This is a genomic window from Tenuibacillus multivorans, from assembly GCF_900103915.1.
GTDB lineage: Bacteria > Bacillota > Bacilli > Bacillales > Alkalibacillaceae > Tenuibacillus > Tenuibacillus multivorans.
Window position 1 is genome coordinate 86,303 of the sequence record NZ_FNIG01000001.1, and the last position, 22,917, is coordinate 109,219.

Annotated in this window: 24 protein-coding genes; 21 read left to right on the top strand and 3 right to left on the bottom strand. The window is 35.5% G+C overall.

The annotated features are described in order from the left end of the window. Window positions 1–29: 29 nt before the first annotated feature. Together dnaN and dnaA are read right to left on the bottom strand one after the other, a co-directional pair. A complete protein-coding gene (gene dnaN / locus BLP77_RS00440) occupies window positions 30–1,172 on the bottom strand; it encodes a DNA polymerase III subunit beta (RefSeq protein WP_093855133.1) in 1,143 nt (380 codons plus the stop codon). A gap of 172 nt (window positions 1,173–1,344) precedes the next feature. Next, the gene (gene dnaA, locus BLP77_RS00445) at window positions 1,345–2,691 is read right to left on the bottom strand and encodes a chromosomal replication initiator protein DnaA (RefSeq protein WP_093855134.1); all 1,347 of its coding nucleotides are present in this window, start codon (window positions 2,689–2,691) and stop codon (window positions 1,345–1,347) included. Between the two features lie 530 nt (window positions 2,692–3,221). Here dnaA and rpmH point away from each other — a divergent pair. The 11 genes from rpmH (at window position 3,222) to BLP77_RS00500 (ending at window position 13,134) form a co-directional block, all read left to right on the top strand. Then, the gene (gene rpmH, locus BLP77_RS00450) at window positions 3,222–3,356 is read left to right on the top strand and encodes a 50S ribosomal protein L34 (protein WP_093855135.1); all 135 of its coding nucleotides are present in this window, start codon (window positions 3,222–3,224) and stop codon (window positions 3,354–3,356) included. A gap of 160 nt (window positions 3,357–3,516) precedes the next feature. After that, window positions 3,517–3,858, top strand: a complete 342-nt coding sequence (gene rnpA / locus BLP77_RS00455) for a ribonuclease P protein component (protein ID WP_093855136.1) — start codon at window positions 3,517–3,519, stop codon at window positions 3,856–3,858. 119 nt (window positions 3,859–3,977) lie between these two features. Continuing rightward, window positions 3,978–4,751, top strand: a complete 774-nt coding sequence (spoIIIJ, locus tag BLP77_RS00460) for a YidC family membrane integrase SpoIIIJ (protein WP_093855137.1) — start codon at window positions 3,978–3,980, stop codon at window positions 4,749–4,751. Next, complete coding sequence (gene jag / locus BLP77_RS00465) at window positions 4,748–5,374, top strand: RNA-binding cell elongation regulator Jag/EloR (RefSeq protein WP_093855138.1); 627 nt, start codon at window positions 4,748–4,750, stop codon at window positions 5,372–5,374. The genes spoIIIJ and jag overlap by 4 nt, the downstream gene beginning before the upstream one ends. Window positions 5,375–5,516: 142 nt before the next feature. Further along, window positions 5,517–6,893, top strand: a complete 1,377-nt coding sequence (gene mnmE, locus BLP77_RS00470; protein WP_093855139.1) for a tRNA uridine-5-carboxymethylaminomethyl(34) synthesis GTPase MnmE — start codon at window positions 5,517–5,519, stop codon at window positions 6,891–6,893. A gap of 45 nt (window positions 6,894–6,938) precedes the next feature. Beyond that, window positions 6,939–8,825, top strand: a complete 1,887-nt coding sequence (gene mnmG, locus BLP77_RS00475) for a tRNA uridine-5-carboxymethylaminomethyl(34) synthesis enzyme MnmG (protein ID WP_093855140.1) — start codon at window positions 6,939–6,941, stop codon at window positions 8,823–8,825. Window positions 8,826–8,835: 10 nt separating this feature from the next. Then, window positions 8,836–9,552, top strand: a complete 717-nt coding sequence (gene rsmG / locus BLP77_RS00480; protein ID WP_093855141.1) for a 16S rRNA (guanine(527)-N(7))-methyltransferase RsmG — start codon at window positions 8,836–8,838, stop codon at window positions 9,550–9,552. Window positions 9,553–9,752: 200 nt separating this feature from the next. Beyond that, a complete protein-coding gene (noc, locus tag BLP77_RS00485; protein ID WP_093855142.1) occupies window positions 9,753–10,604 on the top strand; it encodes a nucleoid occlusion protein in 852 nt (283 codons plus the stop codon). A 132-nt stretch (window positions 10,605–10,736) separates the two neighbouring features. Then, a complete protein-coding gene (locus BLP77_RS00490) occupies window positions 10,737–11,510 on the top strand; it encodes a ParA family protein (RefSeq protein ID WP_093855143.1) in 774 nt (257 codons plus the stop codon). Beyond that, window positions 11,491–12,318, top strand: coding sequence for a ParB/RepB/Spo0J family partition protein (locus BLP77_RS00495; protein ID WP_093855144.1), 828 nt, complete (start codon window positions 11,491–11,493; stop codon window positions 12,316–12,318). The genes BLP77_RS00490 and BLP77_RS00495 overlap by 20 nt, the downstream gene beginning before the upstream one ends. A gap of 96 nt (window positions 12,319–12,414) precedes the next feature. Continuing rightward, entirely contained in the window at window positions 12,415–13,134 is a 720-nt protein-coding gene (locus BLP77_RS00500) for a DUF554 domain-containing protein (protein ID WP_093855145.1), read from the top strand. Window positions 13,135–13,479: 345 nt separating this feature from the next. Here the strand turns inward: BLP77_RS00500 and yyaC are convergent, their stop codons facing one another. Continuing rightward, window positions 13,480–14,067: a spore protease YyaC gene (gene yyaC / locus BLP77_RS00505; RefSeq protein ID WP_093855146.1), complete on the bottom strand. Its 588-nt coding sequence runs from the start codon at window positions 14,065–14,067 to the stop codon at window positions 13,480–13,482. 74 nt (window positions 14,068–14,141) lie between these two features. Here yyaC and BLP77_RS00510 point away from each other — a divergent pair, with 74 nt between their 5' ends. From BLP77_RS00510 to dnaB, 10 genes are all read left to right on the top strand, one after another. Continuing rightward, on the top strand, window positions 14,142–15,164 hold the full coding sequence (locus BLP77_RS00510; protein WP_093855147.1) for a YkvI family membrane protein: 1,023 nt from the start codon (window positions 14,142–14,144) through the stop codon (window positions 15,162–15,164). Window positions 15,165–15,204: 40 nt separating this feature from the next. After that, complete coding sequence (locus tag BLP77_RS00515; RefSeq protein ID WP_093855148.1) at window positions 15,205–15,399, top strand: DUF951 domain-containing protein; 195 nt, start codon at window positions 15,205–15,207, stop codon at window positions 15,397–15,399. A gap of 178 nt (window positions 15,400–15,577) precedes the next feature. Continuing rightward, window positions 15,578–16,678, top strand: a complete 1,101-nt coding sequence (gene ychF, locus BLP77_RS00520; protein WP_093855149.1) for a redox-regulated ATPase YchF — start codon at window positions 15,578–15,580, stop codon at window positions 16,676–16,678. A 122-nt stretch (window positions 16,679–16,800) separates the two neighbouring features. Then, window positions 16,801–17,091 carry a 30S ribosomal protein S6 gene (rpsF, locus tag BLP77_RS00525; protein WP_093855150.1) on the top strand — a complete coding sequence of 97 codons (291 nt, stop codon included), beginning with the start codon at window positions 16,801–16,803 and terminating at the stop codon, window positions 17,089–17,091. 12 nt (window positions 17,092–17,103) lie between these two features. Continuing rightward, window positions 17,104–17,580, top strand: a complete 477-nt coding sequence (ssb, locus tag BLP77_RS00530; RefSeq protein ID WP_093855151.1) for a single-stranded DNA-binding protein — start codon at window positions 17,104–17,106, stop codon at window positions 17,578–17,580. A gap of 30 nt (window positions 17,581–17,610) precedes the next feature. Further along, window positions 17,611–17,835, top strand: a complete 225-nt coding sequence (gene rpsR, locus BLP77_RS00535) for a 30S ribosomal protein S18 (protein ID WP_093855152.1) — start codon at window positions 17,611–17,613, stop codon at window positions 17,833–17,835. A gap of 263 nt (window positions 17,836–18,098) precedes the next feature. After that, complete coding sequence (locus BLP77_RS00540; RefSeq protein ID WP_093855153.1) at window positions 18,099–19,040, top strand: YybS family protein; 942 nt, start codon at window positions 18,099–18,101, stop codon at window positions 19,038–19,040. Window positions 19,041–19,072: 32 nt separating this feature from the next. Further along, entirely contained in the window at window positions 19,073–21,043 is a 1,971-nt protein-coding gene (locus BLP77_RS00545; protein WP_093855154.1) for a DHH family phosphoesterase, read from the top strand. After that, window positions 21,043–21,489: a 50S ribosomal protein L9 gene (rplI, locus tag BLP77_RS00550; protein WP_093855155.1), complete on the top strand. Its 447-nt coding sequence runs from the start codon at window positions 21,043–21,045 to the stop codon at window positions 21,487–21,489. The genes BLP77_RS00545 and rplI overlap by 1 nt, the downstream gene beginning before the upstream one ends. 27 nt (window positions 21,490–21,516) lie before the next feature. Further along, entirely contained in the window at window positions 21,517–22,881 is a 1,365-nt protein-coding gene (gene dnaB, locus BLP77_RS00555) for a replicative DNA helicase (protein ID WP_093855156.1), read from the top strand. The last annotated feature ends 36 nt before the right edge of the window (window positions 22,882–22,917 follow it).

The window sequence follows — 22,917 nt, forward strand, 5'->3', positions numbered from 1 at the left end:
TTCAGTTTCTAATTTAATCATCATATTTTTTAATATGTTCGAACAGGGGTGACTAATTGTAAAATTTGTTCACTTTCTTCTTCTGGGCGAATGACAAACGGTCGCATCGCACCTGTGAAATTAATCAAAACTTGTTCTGAATCAATCGCTCTTAAAGCATCAATCATGTATTTAGCGTTGAAGGAAATTTTAATCTCCTCGCCTTCAATGGAAATAGTTTGTAACAGTTCTTCAACTTGTCCAATTTCAGGAGAGTGACTCGTAATTTGTATATTTTGTTGTCCTTGGGTGACTAATTTAACGATATTATTTCGATTATCTTTTGCTAATAAACTTGCACGATCAATAGATTGAATTAGATCCTTTGAATTAACCTTCATAACAGTTTTACTTTGATCCGGTATTAAGCGAGACGTTTCTGGATAATTGCCATCTAATAAACGAGATAAAAAGTATAAATGCTTTGTACGGAATAAAATCTGATTGTCTGTAACACTAATCTGTAACGTATCTTGGGTATCTTCTAAAATTTTATTTAACTCACTCAAACTTTTTCCAGGAATAACAACATTGTTAAAAGATAGGTTTTCAACTTGATCTATTGTAATTTTTCTTGATGCTAATCGATGACTATCTGTTGCGACTAATCCCAATTCATTGTTATCTAGTTTGATGTGTACGCCAGTTAAAATTGGTCTTGTTTCGGATGTCGAAACTGCAAAATTGGTTTGACGAATTAACATTTTTAATAAGTCGATTTGAATATCGAAACTATTTTCTGTTTGTAAAACTGGTAATTGTGGATATTCTTCTGGGTCTTGACCATTCAATTTAAATTCAGCATGACCAGATCGTATGTTTATGTTCATATCATCATCAACTTGGATCTCAATTTGATTATCTGGTAATTTACGAATAATCTCCGGTAAAAATTTGGCTTGAACAACAATTTGACCAGGAATGATTTCATGAATGTTAACAATACCATCTTCTTCTCTTGAGATTACAGATTCGATAGTAATATCTGAATTACTACCTGTTAGTTTTACCTCTTGTTCATTAGCCTCAAATTTAATACCCGATAATATAGGTATTGTTGTTTTCGATGAGATTGCCTTCATGACATTTTGAATACTTGCCATTAATGGCTCACGTTCAATTAATATTTTCATAATGGCCTCCTGTGAACATAAATTTATATTTATTTATTATTTTTAAATATAGTCATAATAGTAATAGGGCTTGTTAATTTGTGAATAACTCTAAATAAGTCTTGAAATAGTGTTTTATTCACATGTGGATAAGTTGTTCATATATGTGCATCAGTTATTCACATGTTAACAATTAATTAGACTTAATCGTTTCAATTAATTCATCAATTTCCCGTTGTAGATTTAGATCATCAGCCATCATTTTTGATATTTTTTCATGTGCGTGAATGACCGTTGTATGATCTCGTCCGCCAAATTCCTCGCCTATTTTAGGTAAAGAAAAATCAGTAAGTTCTCGAGCTAAGTACATGGCTATTTGCCTTGGGAATGCGACTGATTTTGTTCGTTTTTTAGCTCCAAAATCTTCTAATCTAACATGATATTTTTCTCCAACTATTTCTTGAATTCCTTTGATGGTAATTTCTTTTGGTTTATTGCTTGGAATAATGTCCTTAAGTGCATTAGCTGCTAAAGCCGCATCAATATCTTCGTTAACTAGAGAAGAGTAGGCAACCACACGGATTAAAGCACCTTCAAGCTCACGGATATTTGTATCGATTTGATTGGCAATATAGAGCATAACTTCATTCGGGATATCTAATCCATCCGCTTTTGCCTTTTTACGTAATATCGCGATTCTCGTTTCTAAATCAGGAGGTGTAATGTCTGTAATTAATCCCCATTCAAATCGAGAACGTAAACGATCTTCTAAAGTAGGGATCTCTTTCGGTGGTCGATCACTCGAAATGACGATTTGTTTATTTTCTTCATGTAATGTATTAAACGTGTGGAAAAATTCTTCTTGAGTTTGTTCTTTTCCAGCTAAAAATTGAATATCATCTATCAGGAGCACGTCCACATTTCGATATTTATTTCGAAAATCAATTGCTTTGTTATCACGAATGGAGTTAATAAATTCGTTAGTAAACTTTTCAGACGTCGTATAGACGACGCTAGCTGAAGGATTATGCTCTAAAACATAATGTCCAATGGCGTGCATTAAGTGTGTTTTACCTAGACCTACACCACCATAAATAAATAATGGGTTGTAAGCTTTTGCTGGTGCTTCAGCAACGGCTAATGACGCAGCATGAGCAAAACGGTTACCAGATCCAATAACAAATGTTTCAAACGTATATTTAGAATTAAGCATCGTCTTAGATGAATGGTGATCCGCTTTTAAATCGTTCGTCTTTTTAACGGGCTTGCTCATAGGCTCATCAATACTTTCTGTTTCAGGAATAACAAATTTAGGTTCTAATTGAGCTCCTGTTACATCATAAATAGTAGAAGATATAAGCTTAGAATAGCTATTTTCTAACCAATCTCTCGCGAATTCATTAGGTGCTGCAATGACAATTTGATCATTCTCTATAAACTTGGCTTCCGTCGATTTTAGCCACGTATCAAAGCTTGGTTTACTCACTTTTTTCTCAATCTCTGCTAAAGCCTTCGTCCATATTTCCGCAATGTTATCCAACTAGTTCACTCCCTTGTTCATTCAAATACAGTGAAAAACTATGATGTGGATAACTTTGTCTAATCATGACAATAGATATGTACATTTATCGACAAATTCCACAACAATGTGTATAACAGATTAAACAACCTGTTATTAAATATCCACAAACTATTCACAAGTTGTGGAAAAACTAATATGTAAAATGAACTTATCCACTAATAAAACACTAATATCATATCAAAATATGACTTTTGAATCAATGGGTTTCGCGACTTATCCACATCAAAAACATGTATGTGGTGTTTTTTTGTCCACATATGTTGAATTTGTGGTTAAGTTGTCGAATGGATGTGTGGATAAAAAAACAAAAGATTAAACATATACATAGGGTCTGTGGATAAATTAAGACTTGTGTTATCTTGGTAGATGCTTTAAAATGTATAATGCGTTTTGATATTGACATTAAGTATTAAAATTTATATACTAATTTGGACTGTTTTTTGAATAACGATCCAACGTGTATGATGATTCTTCAGGAGGTGTAATTCATGAAACGCACATATCAACCAAATAAACGTAAAAGAAATAAAGTACACGGCTTTCGTGCTAGAATGAAAACTAAAAACGGACGTAAAGTTCTAGCTCGCCGTCGTAAAAAAGGAAGAAAAGTACTTTCTGCGTAGACCACTGAATCAAAATCAGTGGTCTTTTTTCTCTTATGAGATTATTTCAAATTGTATAGAATAAGGAATAGATACATTAATTCTGATAAAAACTTGCCAGCTGAGAGGTAGGTTACTTAATTATGGTTTAGTCTATAGAGTTAGAGATTGGATGATTCTATTGAAGAAAAAATTTCGAATCAAAAAAAATGAAGAGTTCCAAATGATTTTAAAAAATGGAGAGTCCTTTGCAAATCGTCAATTAGTTTTATATTATATGGAAAAAGAGAATCAAACCCATTTTCGAGTTGGTTTATCTGTTGGAAAGAAGATAGGTAATGCAGTTAAACGGAATGAAATTAAACGTTATTTAAGACATGCTTTTATTGAGTTAGAGGATCACATACGACCGAATGTTGATTTAATTGTCATCGCTAGAAAACCAACAAATAATATGGGATTTAATGAACTAAAGAATAGCTTAGCGCATGTTCTTAAACGTACAAGCATGTTTCGTCATTAAATGATTGAATTTGTTGTGGTAATCAACATAGTTTAAGTGCTAAAATACTAAATAGAGTATTAGTAGAATAGAATAGGATATGTAGGTATCGTTTTGATTTCGTTAGGAGGAAATAAAAAGTGCGAAAAAGACTATTAATCATACTCGCCTTAGTCGGCGTAGCCTTTTTCTTATCAGGATGTACGCAAATAAATGAACCGATTAGCCCTGATAGTGAGGGGATTTGGAACAGCTATTTTGTATGGCCATTATCTTTATTAATCACATATATAGCTGAAACTATATTTAATCACGGTTACGGTTTAGCGATTATTATTGTAACGTTATTACTACGTACAATAATACTTCCATTAAATATAAAGCAATTAAAATCATCTCAAGCGATGCAATTGCTTCAACCAGAAATTCAAAAGCTTAGAGAAAAATATTCATCTAAAGACCAGCAGACACAACAAAAACTACAACAAGAAACGATGGCATTATTCCAAAAGCATGGGGTAAACCCATTAGCAGGTTGTTTACCTATATTAGTACAAATGCCAATTTTAATCGCGTTTTATCACGCGATTATGCGAACTCCTGAGATTAAAGAATATGGCTTTTTATGGTTTCAATTAGGAGATCCAAGTATTATTTTAGCTTTAATTACAATGGCTACAACGTATATCCAACAAAAAATTATGATGGCAGGAACGACTGCTGGTGCTAATCCACAGATGCAAATTATGTTATACTTATTACCAATTATGATTGGTGGGTTTGCCTTATTCTTCCCATCAGCATTAGCACTATATTGGGTAGTAGGTAACTTATTCATGATTGCTCAAACAATCTTTATTCGTCGTCCAATGATGAAAGAATTTGAAAATAATAATGGGGGAGCGAAAAAGTGAGAGAAATAACGGCTAGTGGTCAAACAGTTGAAGAAGCAAAGGAAAATGCGCTTCGTCAATTAGGGCTTATGGAAGATCAAGTCAACGTGGAAGTGATTGATGAAGGTAAAAAAGGAATATTAGGAGTATTTGGCTCAAAGCGTGCTTACGTAAAGGTTCAAGAAAAGGTGGACTTAGTAAAAGTAGGTGAGCAATTTTTGGTCAATGTAACTAATGAAATGGGCGTGAATGTTGAGGTTCAAACAACTGAAGGTGAAAATGAAATCGTCTATGAATTAGTTGGAGAAAAAATTGGCTTACTCATTGGTAAGCGTGGCCAGACATTAAATGCTTTACAATATTTAACGCATTTAGCGGTTAATAAAATTGATCAAGATCAATATGTTACAGTAGTTGTCGATGCTGAGAACTATCGTTATAGAAGAGAAGAAACGTTAAGTCAGCTTGCTAATAAGTTGGCATATAAAGTAATGCGTAATCGTGAAGCTGTCAAAATAGAACCAATGCCTTCATTTGAGCGAAAAATTATTCATACAGCACTTCATGACCACAGCGATGTTTCAACACATTCGGAAGGTAAAGACCCAAATCGTTATGTTGTTATAAAACCAAAAGAAGAATAATGAATCATCGATCGTCTATTTGAGGCGGTCGATTTTTTAATCTTTTAAGGAAAATTTTACGTATTGATTATTCTTTTCTTTTGTATTATATTATGTTATTGTTTTTAGTTAGGAAATTAACTGATAGAAAGGGGTGAAGGTTATGGAACAAGATACAATTGCCGCGATTTCAACACCGATTGGTGAAGGTGCTATTGCTATTGTTCGCTTAAGTGGTGATGAGGCATTTAAGATTGCTAACCGTGTCTTTAAAACTAAAGAGTTAACTGAGGTCGATAGTCATACCATTCACTATGGAAATATTGTTGACCCAAAGACAGATGAATTAGTGGAAGAAGTGATGGTTACAGTGATGAAAGGTCCAAAAACCTTCACCCGTGAGGATATTATAGAAATAAACTGTCACGGTGGAATGGTTTCCGTTAATCGCGTATTACAGCTATTATTACGTGAGGGGGCTCGTTTAGCTGAACCAGGTGAATTCACTAAACGGGCATTTTTAAATGGACGCATTGACTTATCACAAGCTGAAGCGGTGATGGATCTCATACGTGCCAAAACAGATCGTGCCATGAACGTGGCATTGAAGCAAATGGACGGTCGCTTATCTGATTTAATTCGTAAGCTTCGTCAAGAGCTTATTGAAACAGTTGCACATGTTGAAGTGAATATCGATTACCCAGAGTATGACGATGTAGAAGAAATGACACATGACATGCTTATTGATAAAGCCAATCATGTCAAAAAAGAAATTCATAAGATTTTACAAACGGCTAAACAAGGGAAAATATTAAGAGAAGGGATCGCAACCGCGATTATTGGTCGACCGAACGTCGGAAAATCTTCTCTATTAAATAAATTAGCACATGAAAATAAAGCAATTGTAACGGAAATCCCAGGGACGACTCGCGATGTCATTGAGGAGTATGTCAATGTTAGAGGAGTTCCACTACGTTTAATCGATACAGCAGGAATTAGGGAAACAGAGGACATCGTTGAAAAAATCGGTGTCGATCGCTCAAGGCAAGCCTTAAAAGAAGCGGACTTAATTTTACTTGTACTAAATGGTAATGAAGCATTCACAAAAGAAGATGCGGCATTATTTGAGGCAGCTCAAGGTATGGATGTCATTGTGCTAGTTAATAAAACAGACTTAGAATTAAACATTGATATGGATAAGGTTAAAAAAGCGGCAAATGATGCGCCGATTATTACGACATCATTATTAGAAGAACGCGGAATCGACGAACTCGAGGAAGCCATTGCTAATACGTTCTTTGAAGGTGAACTTGAATCAGGTGACTTAACCTATGTATCAAATGTTCGACATATTCAATTGTTAGAGCAAGCGGAGTCTGCGCTAGATGATGCTCTAAATGGAATTGAAATGGATATGCCGCTAGACTTAGTTCAGATTGATATTACGCGTACGTGGGAGCTTTTAGGTGAGATTATTGGGGACAATGTTCATGAATCACTCATTGATCAGCTTTTCTCTCAATTCTGTTTAGGAAAATAAAAGTATGTAGTTATAGATGTATATAATATTAAGGAGGTTTAAAGAATGTACAATGCAGGACAATATGATGTTATTGTTGTCGGAGCAGGTCATGCTGGTGTTGAAGCAGGACTAGCAGCTGCCAAACGCGGTGCTAAAACACTGATGCTGACCTTGAATTTGGATTTAATTGCATTTATGCCATGTAATCCATCTATCGGTGGTCCTGCTAAAGGTGTTGTCGTTCGAGAAATTGACGCGCTAGGTGGACAAATGGGTAAAGTAATTGATAAAACGCACATTCAAATGCGTCTATTAAATACAAGTAAAGGACCTGCTGTACGTGCATTACGTGCTCAAGCGGATAAAGTTCTTTATCAACAAGAAATGAAACGCGTATTAGAAAATCAAGAAAACTTAACACTACGTCAAGGAATGGTTGATGAGGTAATCGTTGAAGACGGAAAAGTAAAAGGTGTTCTAACTGAAACAAAAGCAGCTTACTACGCACCTACAGTTATTGTTACAACCGGTACGTTTATGCGAGGAAAAGTATTAATCGGTGATATCGAATATGAAAGTGGACCAAATAACCAACGTGCGACCGTAAAGCTTTCTGAACAGTTAGAGCAACTAGGATTTGATATCGTTCGTTTTAAAACGGGTACACCACCACGTGTTAATAGTCATACCATCGATTATTCTAAAACGGAAATACAACCAGGGGATGAGGAGCCACGCGCATTCTCATATGAAACAACGGAATTCATTACCGATCAAATTCCATGCTGGTTAACGTATACAGGTGAATTCACACACCAAATTATTAATGAAAATCTAACTCGCTCAGCGATGTATTCAGGTGCAGAACGTGGAACAGGACCAAGATATTGTCCTTCCATTGAGGATAAAATTGTTCGTTTCAATGACAAACCACGTCACCAAATTTTCTTAGAACCAGAAGGACGTAATACAGATGAAGTATATGTTCAAGGTCTTTCAACATCATTACCAGAGGATATTCAAAAAAGACTTTTAGAAACAGTCCCAGGTCTAGAAAAAGCAGAAATGATGCGTGCGGGCTATGCGATTGAATATGATGCCATTGTTCCAACTCAGTTATGGCCAACTTTAGAGACGAAGAAAATTGAAGGTTTATTCACAGCTGGCCAAATTAACGGAACATCTGGCTATGAAGAAGCAGGTGCCCAAGGTATTATGGCAGGTATTAACGCAGCTGCTAAGGTGTTAGATAAAGAAACATTGATTCTTGATCGTTCCCAAGCATATATTGGTGTTCTAATTGATGACCTTGTCACAAAAGGAACCAATGAACCCTATCGCTTGTTAACTTCACGCGCCGAATACCGTTTGCTTCTTCGTCATGACAATGCTGACTTACGTTTAACTGATCTTGGTTATCAAATGGGCTTAATTCCAGAGGAGCGATACGAGCGTTTTACGACGAAAAAACAATTAATTGAAGAAGAAGTTAAACGACTAAAATCGAATATTATTAAACCATCTGAAGACGTTCAACAACTTATTCAAGATCTTGGAGGATCACCACTAAAAGATGGTGTTCGAGCTTCTGATTTACTGCGTCGACCTGAAGTAAAATATGATCACATTAAACAACTTATACCGGCTGAAGCAACATTACCAAACGATGTTGAGGAACAAGTTGAAATTATTGTGAAATATGAAGGCTATATTGAAAAGTCAATGCAACAAGTAGAAAAAATGCGTAAAATGGAAAACAAACGTATTCCAGAAAGAATTGATTATGATGATGTTCAAGGTATTGCAACAGAGGCTAAGGAAAAACTAAAGAGAGTACGTCCATTATCTGTAGGGCAAGCTTCTCGTATTTCAGGTGTTAACCCATCTGATATTTCCATCTTACTTGTTTATATTGAACAAGGCGTAAGATCAAAAGCATCGAATGAATAGAGGAACGTTTATGAATGAAAAAGTGTTCATTGATCAATTAAAAAAACATGGAATTGACTTAACGGAAGAACAACGACAACAGTTCAATCGATACTATGAAGTATTAGTGGAATGGAATGAAAAAATGAACTTAACAGCTATAACAGACCAAAAAGAGGTTTATTTAAAACATTTTTTCGATTCCATTTCGGCTGCTTTTTATGTTGATTTTTCAATGGTTCAATCTATCTGTGATGTAGGAGCCGGAGCTGGTTTTCCGTCAATTCCATTAAAAATTATTTATCCGCATCTAAAAGTGACTATTGTTGATTCACTTAAAAAGAGAATAACGTTTTTAAATCATCTGGCGGATCAATTAAATCTTGATGGTGTTGCCTTTTATCATGACCGGGCAGAAACCTTCGGAAGAAACCAACAACATCGAGAAAAATATGATGTTGTCATGGCGCGAGCTGTTGCGAGAACGTCAGTTTTAAGTGAACTCTGCTTACCGTTAGTAAGATCCGGAGGGCAGTTGATCATGATGAAGGGCGCCAACTTTTCTAATGAAAAAGAACAAGGTGATATGGCTATTAAAACACTTGGCGGTGAATGGTATGAGGTTTATCAATTTTATTTACCACACGAGGGAAGTGAACGTCATATTGCAGTTGTTAATAAGAATAGAAAAACACCTAAAAAATATCCGCGCAAACCAGGTACACCTAACAAAACACCACTGGAATAGTAGATTAAAGATTCTTTTTAATCTACTATTTCTTTATTTTTTTCTTCTACCAATCATGACTTTGTGATAAAATAGAAATAGTGAATCAATACATAAATAGGACAATCTCTCTATAAATGAAATGTTTCACGTGAAACATTTCATTTTTTAAAGGATATAAAACGTTAATAGATTCATTGAATAATAAAGGTGGGTGCCTAATGAGTTCGTTAAGTAAGTTATTCGGTAAAAACGAGCAAAATAATGAATCAAAAGAAGAATACTATTCAGATGAAGTTGTTCAACTACCAGTAAATCAAATCCAACCCAATCAATATCAGCCTCGTACAATCTTTGACGATACAAAAATCGATGAATTAGCACAAACCATTCATACACATGGCGTTATTCAGCCAATTGTTGTGCGTAAATTAGATGAAGATTCTGGGTATGAACTCATTGCCGGCGAAAGAAGGTGGCGTGCGGTTCAGTCATTAGAATGGGAAACAATCCCGGGAATTGTTAAAGATATGACTGATACACAAACCGCATCTGTAGCTTTAATTGAAAACTTACAGCGCGAGGAATTAACCGTCATAGAAGAAGCTATTGCTTATGATCAATTATTACAAATTCATGGTTTAACCCAGGAAGCTTTAGCTCAACGCTTAGGAAAAAGTCAATCGACGATCGCAAATAAAATGCGTTTGTTAAAATTACCAAGTGTTGTTCAGCAAGCTATCTTAAATAAACAAATTACCGAAAGACATGCAAGGGCTTTGATTTCATTGAAGGATGAAGATAAGCAAGAACAGGTCTTATCGTTAATTATTGAAAATCATTTAAATGTTAAACAAACAGAGGAACAAATAGAACAATTATTAAATCCTGAACCTAAACAGAAGAAAAAGAAAAAGCCAAAGGTTAAAGGAGTTAATAAAGATGTGCGGATTGCACTTAATACGATTCGCCAATCTTTAAATATGGTACAAGATACAGGTATGGATGTTGAGTCGGAAGAAAAAGATTCAGATGATTTTTATCAAATAACGATTAAAATACCTAAAAAGTAATCAAGGATTACGTTTTGTTCCCATCTGTTCAAAAAAGATGGGTCTTTTTTTCTATTATTATCATCTAACATTTAAAGGATTATCATGATAGAATAATAGTATTAAATATTATTAGATTAGGCAGGTGACATTATGGGAAAAGTCATTGCCATTGCAAATCAAAAAGGTGGCGTTGGCAAAACCACAACCGCAGTTAATTTGAGCGCATGCTTAGCAGGTGAGAATAATAAAGTGCTCTTAATTGATATAGACCCTCAGGGGAATGCGACAAGTGGTATTGGTATTAATAAAGGGGACATGTCTTCTTGTATTTATGATGTATTAATAGAGGAAGAAGATGCACGTCAGGTATGTGTTCCATCTAATATACCGAATTTAGAAGCCATCCCGGCAACGATTCAATTAGCAGGTTCTGAAATTGAACTCGTACCAACAATATCACGCGAATTAAGGTTAAGAAAAGCTTTAGAAAACGTACGTGATCAATATGATTACATTGTTATTGATTGTCCGCCTTCTTTAGGTTTATTAACATTAAATGCTTTAACAGCAGCGGATAGCGTTATTATTCCGGTACAATGTGAATATTACGCTTTAGAAGGTTTAAGTCAGTTGTTAAATACCGTTAGGCTTGTTCAAAAACGTCTAAATCAAGAACTAACTATCGAAGGTGTCCTACTAACTATGTTTGATGCGAGGACAAACCTAGGTATTCAAGTCATTGAAGAAGTGAAGAAATATTTTCAAGATAAAGTGTTTCATTCCATTATCCCAAGAAATATTCGTCTAGGAGAAGCACCAAGTCATGGGGAACCTATAATTACATATGATCCAAAATCTAAAGGTGCAGAGGTTTATACCGATTTAGCGAAGGAAGTGATGGCAAATGGCCAGAGGGTTGGGTAAAGGACTAGAAGAATTATTTGGTGTTGAAGAAGAAAGCGTTCAAGAACTTCCAATCGATCAAATTCGTCCCAATCCATACCAACCTAGAAAAAACTTCGAGGCGGATGCAATTGAAGAATTGAAAGATTCGATTATCCAGTATGGTGTTCTACAACCTATTATTGTTCGTAAAGCGATAAAGGGATTTGAAATCGTTGTCGGTGAAAGAAGGTTTAGGGCATCAAAAGAAGCTAGTTTAAACACTATTCCAGCTGTTGTTCGTGAGTTAACAGACGAACAAATGATGGAACTAGCTCTTTTAGAAAACTTACAACGTGAAGATTTAAGTCCAATGGAAGAAGCAGAAGCCTATGAACGCCTAATCAATGAATTAAATATTAAACAAGATGATTTAGCAAAACGGTTAGGAAAAAGTCGTCCACATATCGCCAATATGCTTCGTCTATTATCATTGCCAGAAAAAGTACGTGCTATGATCAATAGTAAGGAGTTATCAATGGGACATGGACGAGCGCTTTTAGCTCTAAAAGAAGAAGATGAAATGGTATTAGTCGCGAACAAAATACGAAAAGAACATTTGAATGTACGACAGGTAGAGAAACTCATCACTCAGCTTAATGAAAAAAAGAAAAAAAAGAAAAAGACAACTAAAAAAGATGTCTTTATTTCCTCAAAAGAAGCAGAATTAAGAGACTTCTTTGGTACAAGTGTTAATATTCAACAAGGGAAACGAAAAGGTAAAATTGAAATTGAGTACTATAATCAAGATGACTTTAATCGAATTCTTGAGATGCTAACAGAAAAATAATTTAATTGATAAAAGCTCGCCACTTGGCGAGTTTTCTTTACAATTAATCATATAAATGTTTCACGTGAAACATTTGATAGAAGTTAGGGTGATCATATGGCGCTATTAGGGACTATTGTTAATGGAATATGTATTATATTAGGTACGATGTTTGGATTATTTTTTACGAAAATTCCTGAAAGAATTAAAGAAACGATCATGCATGGCATTGGTTTAACGGTCATCTTAATAGGATTATCAATGGGATTTGCATCTGACAGAATTATTGTTATTTTACTCAGTTTACTAACTGGAGCGATTATTGGCGAAGGCATCGATTTAGATGAAAAATTAAACCGGATAGGTTCACATATTGAAGTGAAGTTTAAAAAGTTCGGTGAAAATTCAAGGGTTGCTGAGGGCTTCGTAACCGCCTCACTTATTTTTGTGATAGGAGCCATGGCAGTCGTAGGTGCATTGGACAGTGGTTTAAGAGGTGACCATGGAGTATTATTTACCAAATCATTTATCGATGGATTCGTGGCATTAGTACTAACAACGACCTTAGGGTTTGGAGTTGTTTTCTCCGTCATTCCGGTAGTACTTTATGAAGGAGGAATTGCACTTTTTGCAACACAAATTAACAACTGGATGCCTCAGGGGTTATTAGATTTATTTATTGAAGATATGACTGCAACAGGGGGATTATTAATTTTTGCTATTGGGTTAAATCTTCTTAAAATCACCAATATTAGAGTAGCTAACTTACTTCCAAGCTTATTCACTGTTGGTATTATTTTATATATTTATTTACAGATACAGTCATGGATTGGTTAAAAGGGGAGATGTGCTTTGAGTAAAAGCAAACAACCTTCAAAATCATTGGTTTGGGTATACCGCTATTGATTATATATATAATCTCGGGTTATTACTCTATTTTCTTCGTTAACCAAATAGCACTATTATCACTTTCAGATTGCAGAGCAATGTTTATATTTACTCCTGAAGATGTAGATTATTGTAGTGATATTTATGTGTTTGATGCTTTCTTAATTGCATTTAAATATCCTACGACCTATGTGTGTTTATTATCTGCATTGACTATGATTTTATTAATTATAAAGGTAAAAAGGAAAAGGTATTAGTAAAAAAGAGGAACTTGGAGAAAAACCAAATTCCTTTTTATATCCTAAGAACCTGTGTTTGTTCGTGGTGTTGTTTTAATTTAATGTCGACATAATATAAGGCCTGTGCTATCTGTTTTGACATTTTCATCACAGTTGAAAGCCTAGTGTTTTGCAAAATACTAAACTCCATAAAGCCACTTACATTGACATACCCCTTTATTGATAAATCACCAATTGGGTTCAAGTCTTGTTTTTTTAAGGCAGCTCCAGGTGATAATGGGCCAAGTTCAACATCGACTGTTTTAATTTTTGTCGGTGAGGATAAGGCAGCATCAATCGCAATTATATATGGGTTAACATGTTTTTCATGAATGTTTTGAATGGTGTCGCTAAGGTTTTTAGCATGTACGGGTTCATCTATGCAACCATACACATGTAAGCGATGAATGGGTTTGTAATTTAAAAAGTGACCAACTAAGGGACCTAAGCTATCACCGGTAGAACGATCGGTACCGATACAAAGAATGATGATCGGTTGGTGAATTGATATGTTATTAAAAATAAATTCATAGAGTTGATGACTGAATTGGCGGTCACTTGAATGTAGGTTCATAGAGGTATTTTTCGAATTAATTGATGTCATACTCATTACCCCTTGTACATATTTTTACTAGTATATGGCGTAACTTGATGAGATATACATAAGGGGATGAAATGATGATCAATGGATTTCGTTGGATTGGGCTAATTGTAGCTACAATGATTGGCGCAGGCTATGCTTCAGGTAGGGAAATTTGGGAGTTTTTTGGACATGAAAGTGGACTAGCTATTTTATTATTTACGATTATGTTTATCATTAGTTGTTATGTCGTCTTAAGAATAAGCTATGAGATGAAATCAGAGCATTATTTACCTGTATTACAAGAAATAATGGGGAAGAAGTTTGCTAATATTTATGATTGGGGTATTCTCTTATACCTCTTTACGATGTTGTTTGTGATGATTTCAGGTAGTGGGGCTACATTTGAAACGCTCAATGTGCCATATTTCTTTGGATCATTACTCATTATTATTTTATTAATTGTCGTCATTCCTTATGGGATGAATGGAATTTTATCAATTAACCGTTTTTTGCTTCCATTATTAATCGTTGGATTGGCTATCGTGTTAATCATTTTTATCATTCAGCAGGAAGTCCCGTTTGTATATCAATTTAAAGAACAGTCGAATTGGGCGTCTGCTTTACCATTTACATCGTTAAACGTCGTTCCACTTATAGCGGTTATCGGTGCGATTGGTCAGGAAGTTAAAAGTAAGACTGAAATATATATTGCTTGTATTGGAAGTGGACTTATATTAGGTTTGATTTCTTATCTTTATAATATTAGTTTGATACATGTTTCCGATCAGTTATTTTTTTATGAAATTCCTTTGTTTGCGATATTAAATGGGTATCCAAATGAGCTGTATTATATCATGTCAGTTTTGTTATGGTTTGCGATTTATACAACAGCGATTACGAGCTTATTTGGATTGATCGCACGTGTGAAAGAATTCTTTAAAGTTAATAAATCAACCATTGGCATAGGATTAATTCTATTAGCAATACCATTTACATTAGTAGGGTTTTCAAATTTAATAGGATACCTTTATCCTTTATATGGTTTAATCAATTTATACGTTTTAGCGATGATCTTATTATTTCCGATAATTAAACGAGCTAATCGCTCAAAAATTTGATAAAATAGACATCGACTAGGATAAGGAAAGGTTGGTTACGATGGCTGATAAAAAATATGATATAAACGATGTTGTAGAAATGAAAAAACCTCACCCATGCGGAGTAAATGAATGGAAGATTGTTCGAATGGGAATGGACATAAGAATAAAATGTCAAGGATGTAACCACAGTGTCTTGATTCCTAGAAAAAAATTTGATAAAAAACTAAAAAAAATTATAAAAAAAGCAGAGTAAAAAATGTTTCACGTGAAACAAAAATGAATTATCTCGTTATTTTTGATAAAAACAAAGGTGGAATGGCCTTTGTTTTTTAATTTTCTCTATAGCTTGTGTTTTTTTGTGCTAATATCTATAATTGTTATGGACTAATCTTGAATGAGTTGGGTACGGAATTGAAGGAGTGTCAGAATATATGTCATTAACTGCGGGAATCGTCGGCTTACCAAACGTGGGAAAATCTACACTTTTTAATGCGATTACACAAGCAGGTGCACTATCTGCAAACTACCCATTTGCGACGATAGACCCTAATGTAGGAATTGTAGAAGTTCCAGATCATCGTTTACAAACGCTGACTGAGATGGTGAACCCGAAGAAAACCATCCCTACATCATTTGAATTTACTGATATTGCAGGAATTGTTGAAGGTGCAAGTAAAGGTGAAGGGTTAGGGAACCAGTTCCTATCCCATATTAGACAGGTAGATGCGATTTGTCATGTTGTTCGTTGCTTTTCTGATGACAACATTACACACGTATCTGGGAAAGTGGATCCTATTTCAGATATTGAGACCATTAATCTTGAACTAATTTTGGCTGACCTTGAGACCATTATGAAACGTTATGATAAAGTAGCGAAATTAGCCAAACAAAAAGTGAAGGATGCTGTCTACGAATTTGAAGTATTGGAAAAACTTAAAGAGGCATTTGAAAATGAAAAGCCAGCGCGCGCCATAGAATTTACTAAGGAACAAGAGAAATACGTTAAACAGCTACATTTATTAACGATTAAACCAATCCTTTATGTGGCAAACGTTGGTGAGGATGAACTATTAGATATAGAAAGTAACGAAAACGTCCAAAGCGTAAAAGAATATGCAGCAAATGAAGGGGCAGAAGTGATTGTTGTTTGTGCCAAAGTTGAATCGGAAATTGCTGAATTAGAAGGGGAAGAGAAAGAAGAATTTTTACAAGAGCTTGGCATTGAGGAATCAGGATTAGACCAATTAATTAAGGCTTCTTACAATATGCTTGGTTTGGCAACTTATTTTACAGCTGGTGAACAGGAGGTAAGAGCCTGGACGTTCCGAAAAGGAATGACCGCCCCGCAAACAGCTGGGATCATACACACTGACTTTGAACGTGGTTTTATTCGTGCTGAAACGGTATCTTATGAAGATCTCGTTGAGGCTGGTTCGATGGCAAAGGCAAGGGATAATGGTAAAGTTCGTTTAGAAGGAAAAGAATATATTGTCCAAGATGGCGATGTCATTCATTTCCGTTTTAATGTTTAGGGTCAAATTTTTATTGTTAGATGTCCAATTGTTTGATATAATACATTGATGTGAGTAATTAGGATTACTCCTTGCTCCATTGAATAAGTGGGGCCGTAAAGTCCAAGAGGAGGTGAAGACGGATGAATAAATACGAAATCATGTATATCATCCGCCCAGACATGGAGGAAGATGCTCGTAAAGAAGAGATCGAACGTCTCCATAACGTGTTAACGGATAATGGCGCGGAGATTACGAATGTTGATGAAATGGGACAACGTCGTCTAGCATATGAAATCAACGACTATCGTGATGGATACTATGTTGTTGTTAATTTCACTGCAGACGGTGAAGCGTTAGATGAATTTAGTCGTCTAGCGAAATACTCTGACGATGTGATTCGTCATATGGCTATTCGCGAAGACGATCAATAAGGAGTGTTTGATGTGTTAAATCGTGTCGTATTAGTTGGAAGATTAACGAAAGACCCTGATCTACGCTACACGCCAAATGGTGTAGCTGTTGCGAACTTTACTGTTGCTGTCAACCGACCTTTTTCTAATCAGCAAGGAGAACGTGAGGCTGATTTCATTAACTGTGTTATTTGGAGACGTCCAGCTGAAAACCTTGCAAATTATATGAAAAAAGGAAGCATGGTCGGTGTTGATGGTCGTATTCAGACTCGTAACTTTGAGGGGCAAGATGGAAGACGCGTATTTATGACAGAGGTTGTCGCTGATAGCGTACAATTCCTTGAGTCAAAAGGTTCATCCCAAAGTGGACAAAGTGCTCAAAGAAGTGCTGCTCCAAACACATCAAACAGTCAAGACCAAGGTGGATTCAAAAAGTCTCAGGATGAACAGAATCCTTTTGAAGATAGTGGTGAACCGGTCGACTTATCAGATGACGATTTACCATTTTAATCAATTATTCTAATCAAAGGAGGGTTATCAATGGCACGTCGTGGACGTAAACGTAGAAAAGTGTGTTACTTCAAATCGAACGGCATTACACACATTGATTACAAAGATATTGATCTTTTAAAACGTTTCGTTTCAGAACGTGGTAAAATCTTACCTCGTCGTGTAACTGGAACTTCTGCAAAATATCAACGTAAATTAACAAAAGCAATCAAACGCGCAAGACAAATGGCTTTATTACCATATGTCAGCGAATAATAATACGAAAACGGCTTACCTTGATAGATAGGTAAGCCGTTTTTAACATTTAGACATGCGGTCGGATTAATAACAAACTTTACGAAAAAAATTCTTAATTAAATATGACCTTTTGGTACAATGCAAATAAACTTGGAAGGTTAACCCTTAAAGCAATCATTTAAAATCGACCATTTACATATGATATCATTCTAAAATGGTGTAAAATAGTACTAATAGAAAAAAGACATATTGACTAATAAATATAGAGGTGTACCGATAAAATGAATCAGACTAAAGCCATCACTGAAGGTGCCATTTTTAGTGCCATATATATTGTATTGTTACTCTTATCTTTTTTTATCCCGATTCTAAATATTATCATCACAATCGCTTTACCCTTACCTTTTATTATATATACGTACCGATATGGTCTTAAATATTCCATTGTGATGTTTATTGTAACAGCAATCGTTAGCTCTTTGTTTGCGACGGTTATATCGTTACCAGTCACCATCCTAATGGGATTAGGTGGTATGACAATTGGGTTTGCCATGCATCGTAAACGAAGTTCTTATGAAATATTAGCTTGGGGAACAGTCGGTTATTCAGTTGGTCTAGTCATAGTTCATGTGATCATGCAATTTCTATTTCAAGTAAATTTGGTTGAGACGATTCGTCAAAGTATGGATGAAAGCATCTCCATGTATGTTTCAATGTTTGAAAGTATCGGTCAAACCCAAATTGATGATGAAACGATTGAATTACTGCAAGAACAAATGAATCAAATGATCTATAAGATACCAACTTGGTTTGTCATGACAGGTTTGGTTTTTGCTTGGATTTCGCAGTGGTTAAGTTATAAAGTGATTAATCGTCTCGAACAAACATCGTTGTCTTTTCCACCGTTTAGAGAGTTCACATTACCTGTTTCTTTAATTTGGTACTATTTACTTGGTTTAATTCTATCCTTGATTTACACCAATCCAGGTGAAACGATGTACCTCGTGGCTGACAATCTATATTCCTTAGCAGGTTTATTATTAGCTATTCAAGGGTTATCCTTTGTGTTTTACTTCACGCATTATAAAAACTGGACTAGGTTCGTACCAATAATTGTTATTGTTTTATTAGTATTACAGCCTTTACTAGTTCTTTATCCTTTGAGAATATTAGGTATAATTGATTTAGGTTTTCAAATGCGTGATCGATTATCCAAAAAGTGATAACGGATCTATCCATTGGGAGATGAAGTTTGATGAACGATATTAAAGAATTAACCGAAAATAAAAGTATATGGCTATTATATGGCTTAGCAGGATTTTTAACGATAATAGTCATCTATTATGAATGGTTAATTGGTTCAGTACTAACGGTCGTCTTAGCTTACCTTATTTATTTGACTTACCGTAATGAAACAAAGAATAAACAGAGAACCGAAAATTACATCTCAACTTTGTCCTATCGGGTAAAAAAAGTAGGGGAAGAGGCATTGTTAGAAATGCCTTATGGAATCATTCTTTTTAGTGAAGATTACCAAATCGAATGGTGTAACCCATACATGAATCACTTTATGGATGGAGAGCAGTCATTAATTGGTGAGACATTGGCTGATTTATCTGATCCTTTAGCTGCAGCCGTTAAGGACGAAGATGAAGAACAATGGATTACGTTAGATGACCGTCAGTTTCAAGCCATTATAAAATCTGAGGAACGCCTCATTTATTTATTTGACCGAACAGACCATATTGAGCTAGAAAATCGATATGATAATGAACGAACAATCATAGGTGTTATTTTCTTAGATAACTATGAAGAGCTAACACAGGCTATGGATGATACGTCTAAAAGTCATCTTAACTCTGAGGTAACATCGATTTTAAATAGTTGGTCAAATGATTATGGTATCCATTTAAAACGAACATCACAAGAGCGTTTTATAGCTGTTATGAATAAAGAGATTTTAACACAGTTAGAGAAAACAAAGTTTGAAATATTAGATGAAGTTCGTGAGTTAATTTCAGATCAAAATGTGCCTCTTACCTTAAGTATCGGAATCGGAAGAGGTTCTGTTGATTTACCTGAGCTTGGTGATTTAGCTCAATCAAGCTTGGACCTTGCCTTAGGTCGAGGTGGTGACCAGGTTGCGATTAAAGATGAGTCCGGCCGTGTTAAATTCTATGGTGGTAAAACGAACCCAATGGAAAAACGCACACGGGTCAGGGCTCGCGTTATATCCCACGCCTTACGTGAGTTAGTCATGGAAAGTGAAAAGGTCCTAATTATGGGGCATGTGACGCCAGATATGGATTCCATAGGATCATCAATCGGAATATTAAAACTAGCGCAGCAAAATGGGAAAAAAGGATACGTTGTATTTGATCCAGATGGGGTTAATACAGGGGTACAACGTCTAATGGATAGAATTGGTGAAAATGATGACTTAGCGGAATGGTTTATTACGCCAGAGGATTCATTGGATGTTGTGACGAAAAACACTTTAATTGTCGTTGTTGATACACATAAACCATCGATGGTTATGGAAGAGCGATTATTATCGAAAACGGAGCACATTGTCGTTATTGACCACCATCGTCGCGGTGAAGAATTCGTCGAAGAACCTACGTTGGTTTACATGGAACCGTATGCTTCGTCAACCGCAGAGTTGGTAACCGAATTACTGGAATATCAAGATGGTCCATTAAAATTAGACGTTTTAGAAGCAACAGCTTTATTAGCAGGAATCACCGTTGATACGAAATCATTTACATTGCGAACAGGATCTCGAACATTTGATGCAGCATCATATTTACGTTCAAAAGGTGCGGATACAGTTCTAGTGCAAAATTTATTAAAAGAAGATATTGATTTATACATTAAACGAAGTGAACTCGTTAAAAATGCAACAGTCTACCGTGAAGGTGTTGCGATTGCAAAAGGGTTAGATGATGGGGAATACGGAACCATTATTATAGCTCAAGCCGCCGACACATTATTAACGATGAGTAATGTTAAAGCATCGTTTGTCATCGCCAACCGCAAAGATGGTAAAATAGGGGTAAGTGCACGGTCACTTGGTGAAATAAACGTTCAAGTCATTATGGAAAAAATGAATGGCGGCGGTCACTTAACAAATGCCGCAACCCAATTGGATGATACAACACTCGAACAAGTCGAAGAACAACTTCGAGATATTATAGAAGAGTACTTTGAAGGAGGCGAAGACTAATGAAAGTGATTTTTACAAAAGATGTTAAAGGTAAAGGAAAAAAAGGTGAAGTGAAGGACGTCTCTGAAGGTTATGCGCGAAACTATTTATTAAAAAATAATCTAGCAGTTGAAGCAACAAAAGGCAATATGAAACAGCTAGAAGGCCAGAAGAAAAAACAACAAGAACAAGAACAAGAGATTTTAAACGAAGCTAAACATTTAAAAGATCAAATAGAAGATCTTACCGTAGAATTAACGGCTAAATCTGGTGATAGTGGGCGTTTATTTGGTTCCGTAACGAGTAAACAAATTGCTGAAGAGTTAAAAAAGAAACATAACATTAAAATTGATAAACGTAAGATTGAATTAGATGATCCGATTAGATCATTAGGCTATACTAATGTACCGGTTAAGTTACATCCAGAGGTAACCGCCACTTTAAGAGTACATGTTAAGGAAGCGTAACTGTTCCGCGTTAAAGGAGGAACTATCGTGTCAGATACCGTAATACAAGATCGTAGACCACCTCATAACATAGAAGCTGAACAAGCGGTTTTAGGTGCTATCTTTTTACAACCAGATGTCATTGTAACAGCAAGTGAAATTTTGATGCCTGAAGACTTTTATCGCGTCAGTCATCAACGAATATTCGAAGTGATGATGCGACTGAATGATAAAGGGGAACCGATTGACTTAGTAACGGTCACCAATGAACTTTCAGCATTAGAGATACTTGAAGAAATCGGTGGCGTATCATACTTAACAGATATTGCCGAATCTGTTCCTACGGCCGCTAATATTGAATACTACGCCAAAATTGTAGACGAAAAATCCGTTTTACGCCAAATGATCCAGGCGGCAACAGGTATTGTAACAAGATCATTTGAAGAAAATGATGAAATAACGGATGTTATTGATTATGCGGAAAAATCTATTTTAGATGTTTCCCAGCAAAAGACTTCTGGTAGATTTAAAAATATTAAGGATGTCTTAATTAATGTCTATGACAATATCGAACAGCTTCATCATCAAAGTGAGGAAGTAACCGGAGTTCCAACGGGTTTTAAAGATTTAGATAAAATTACTTCAGGTTTTCAGGATAATGATTTGATTATTATTGCGGCACGTCCATCTGTCGGTAAAACTGCCTTTGCTTTAAATATTGCACAGAACGTCGCGATTCAAGCTCAGGAGAACTGTGCGATATTTAGTTTAGAGATGGGTGCTGAGCAGCTCGTCATGCGTATGTTGTGTGCAGAAGGCAATATTGATGCCCAACGACTTAGAACAGGTAGCTTAGAAGAAGAAGACTGGGGTAAGCTGACCATGGCGATGGGAAGTCTATCAGATGCTGGTATATTCATAGACGATACGCCAGGTGTTAAAGTGAATGAAATCCGATCAAAATGTCGCCGTTTAAAACAAGAACATGGGCTTGGCATGGTACTAATCGATTATTTACAGCTAATACAAGGTAGCGGTTCTAGCAAGGAAAACCGTCAACAGGAAGTTTCAGAGATTTCACGTCAATTAAAAGCACTAGCTCGTGAATTAGAAGTACCTGTCATTGCCTTATCTCAGTTATCTCGTGGTGTTGAACAAAGACAGGACAAGCGTCCGATTATGTCTGACATTCGTGAATCAGGAAGCATTGAACAGGATGCAGATATCATTGGTTTCCTATATCGTGATGATTATTATAATGATGAAACTGAAAAAGAAAACATTATCGAAATCATTATCGCTAAGCAACGTAATGGTCCGATTGGGACAGTCGAATTAGCTTTTGTTAAAGAATATAATAAGTTCGTAGATTTAGACCGTAGATACAACGAAGCGGACATACCGCCGGCTTAAAGAGCTCCTCACATTGTGTGAGGAGTTTTTGTTTAC

Excerpts from the sequence above, each read along its gene's own strand:
- dnaN (WP_093855133.1), bottom strand. The coding sequence starts at position 1,172 with ATGAAAATATTAATTGAACGTGAGCCATTAATGGCAAGTATTCAAAAT.
- rpmH (WP_093855135.1), top strand. The coding sequence starts at position 3,222 with ATGAAACGCACATATCAACCAAATAAACGTAAAAGAAATAAAGTACAC.
- mnmE (WP_093855139.1), top strand. The coding sequence starts at position 5,517 with ATGGAACAAGATACAATTGCCGCGATTTCAACACCGATTGGTGAAGGT.
- mnmG (WP_093855140.1), top strand. The coding sequence starts at position 6,939 with ATGTACAATGCAGGACAATATGATGTTATTGTTGTCGGAGCAGGTCAT.
- rsmG (WP_093855141.1), top strand. The coding sequence starts at position 8,836 with ATGAATGAAAAAGTGTTCATTGATCAATTAAAAAAACATGGAATTGAC.
- noc (WP_093855142.1), top strand. The coding sequence starts at position 9,753 with ATGAGTTCGTTAAGTAAGTTATTCGGTAAAAACGAGCAAAATAATGAA.
- BLP77_RS00490 (WP_093855143.1), top strand. The coding sequence starts at position 10,737 with ATGGGAAAAGTCATTGCCATTGCAAATCAAAAAGGTGGCGTTGGCAAA.
- BLP77_RS00495 (WP_093855144.1), top strand. The coding sequence starts at position 11,491 with ATGGCCAGAGGGTTGGGTAAAGGACTAGAAGAATTATTTGGTGTTGAA.
- BLP77_RS00500 (WP_093855145.1), top strand. The coding sequence starts at position 12,415 with ATGGCGCTATTAGGGACTATTGTTAATGGAATATGTATTATATTAGGT.
- yyaC (WP_093855146.1), bottom strand. The coding sequence starts at position 14,067 with ATGACATCAATTAATTCGAAAAATACCTCTATGAACCTACATTCAAGT.
- BLP77_RS00510 (WP_093855147.1), top strand. The coding sequence starts at position 14,142 with ATGATCAATGGATTTCGTTGGATTGGGCTAATTGTAGCTACAATGATT.
- BLP77_RS00515 (WP_093855148.1), top strand. The coding sequence starts at position 15,205 with ATGGCTGATAAAAAATATGATATAAACGATGTTGTAGAAATGAAAAAA.
- ychF (WP_093855149.1), top strand. The coding sequence starts at position 15,578 with ATGTCATTAACTGCGGGAATCGTCGGCTTACCAAACGTGGGAAAATCT.
- rpsF (WP_093855150.1), top strand. The coding sequence starts at position 16,801 with ATGAATAAATACGAAATCATGTATATCATCCGCCCAGACATGGAGGAA.
- rpsR (WP_093855152.1), top strand. The coding sequence starts at position 17,611 with ATGGCACGTCGTGGACGTAAACGTAGAAAAGTGTGTTACTTCAAATCG.
- BLP77_RS00540 (WP_093855153.1), top strand. The coding sequence starts at position 18,099 with ATGAATCAGACTAAAGCCATCACTGAAGGTGCCATTTTTAGTGCCATA.
- BLP77_RS00545 (WP_093855154.1), top strand. The coding sequence starts at position 19,073 with ATGAACGATATTAAAGAATTAACCGAAAATAAAAGTATATGGCTATTA.
- rplI (WP_093855155.1), top strand. The coding sequence starts at position 21,043 with ATGAAAGTGATTTTTACAAAAGATGTTAAAGGTAAAGGAAAAAAAGGT.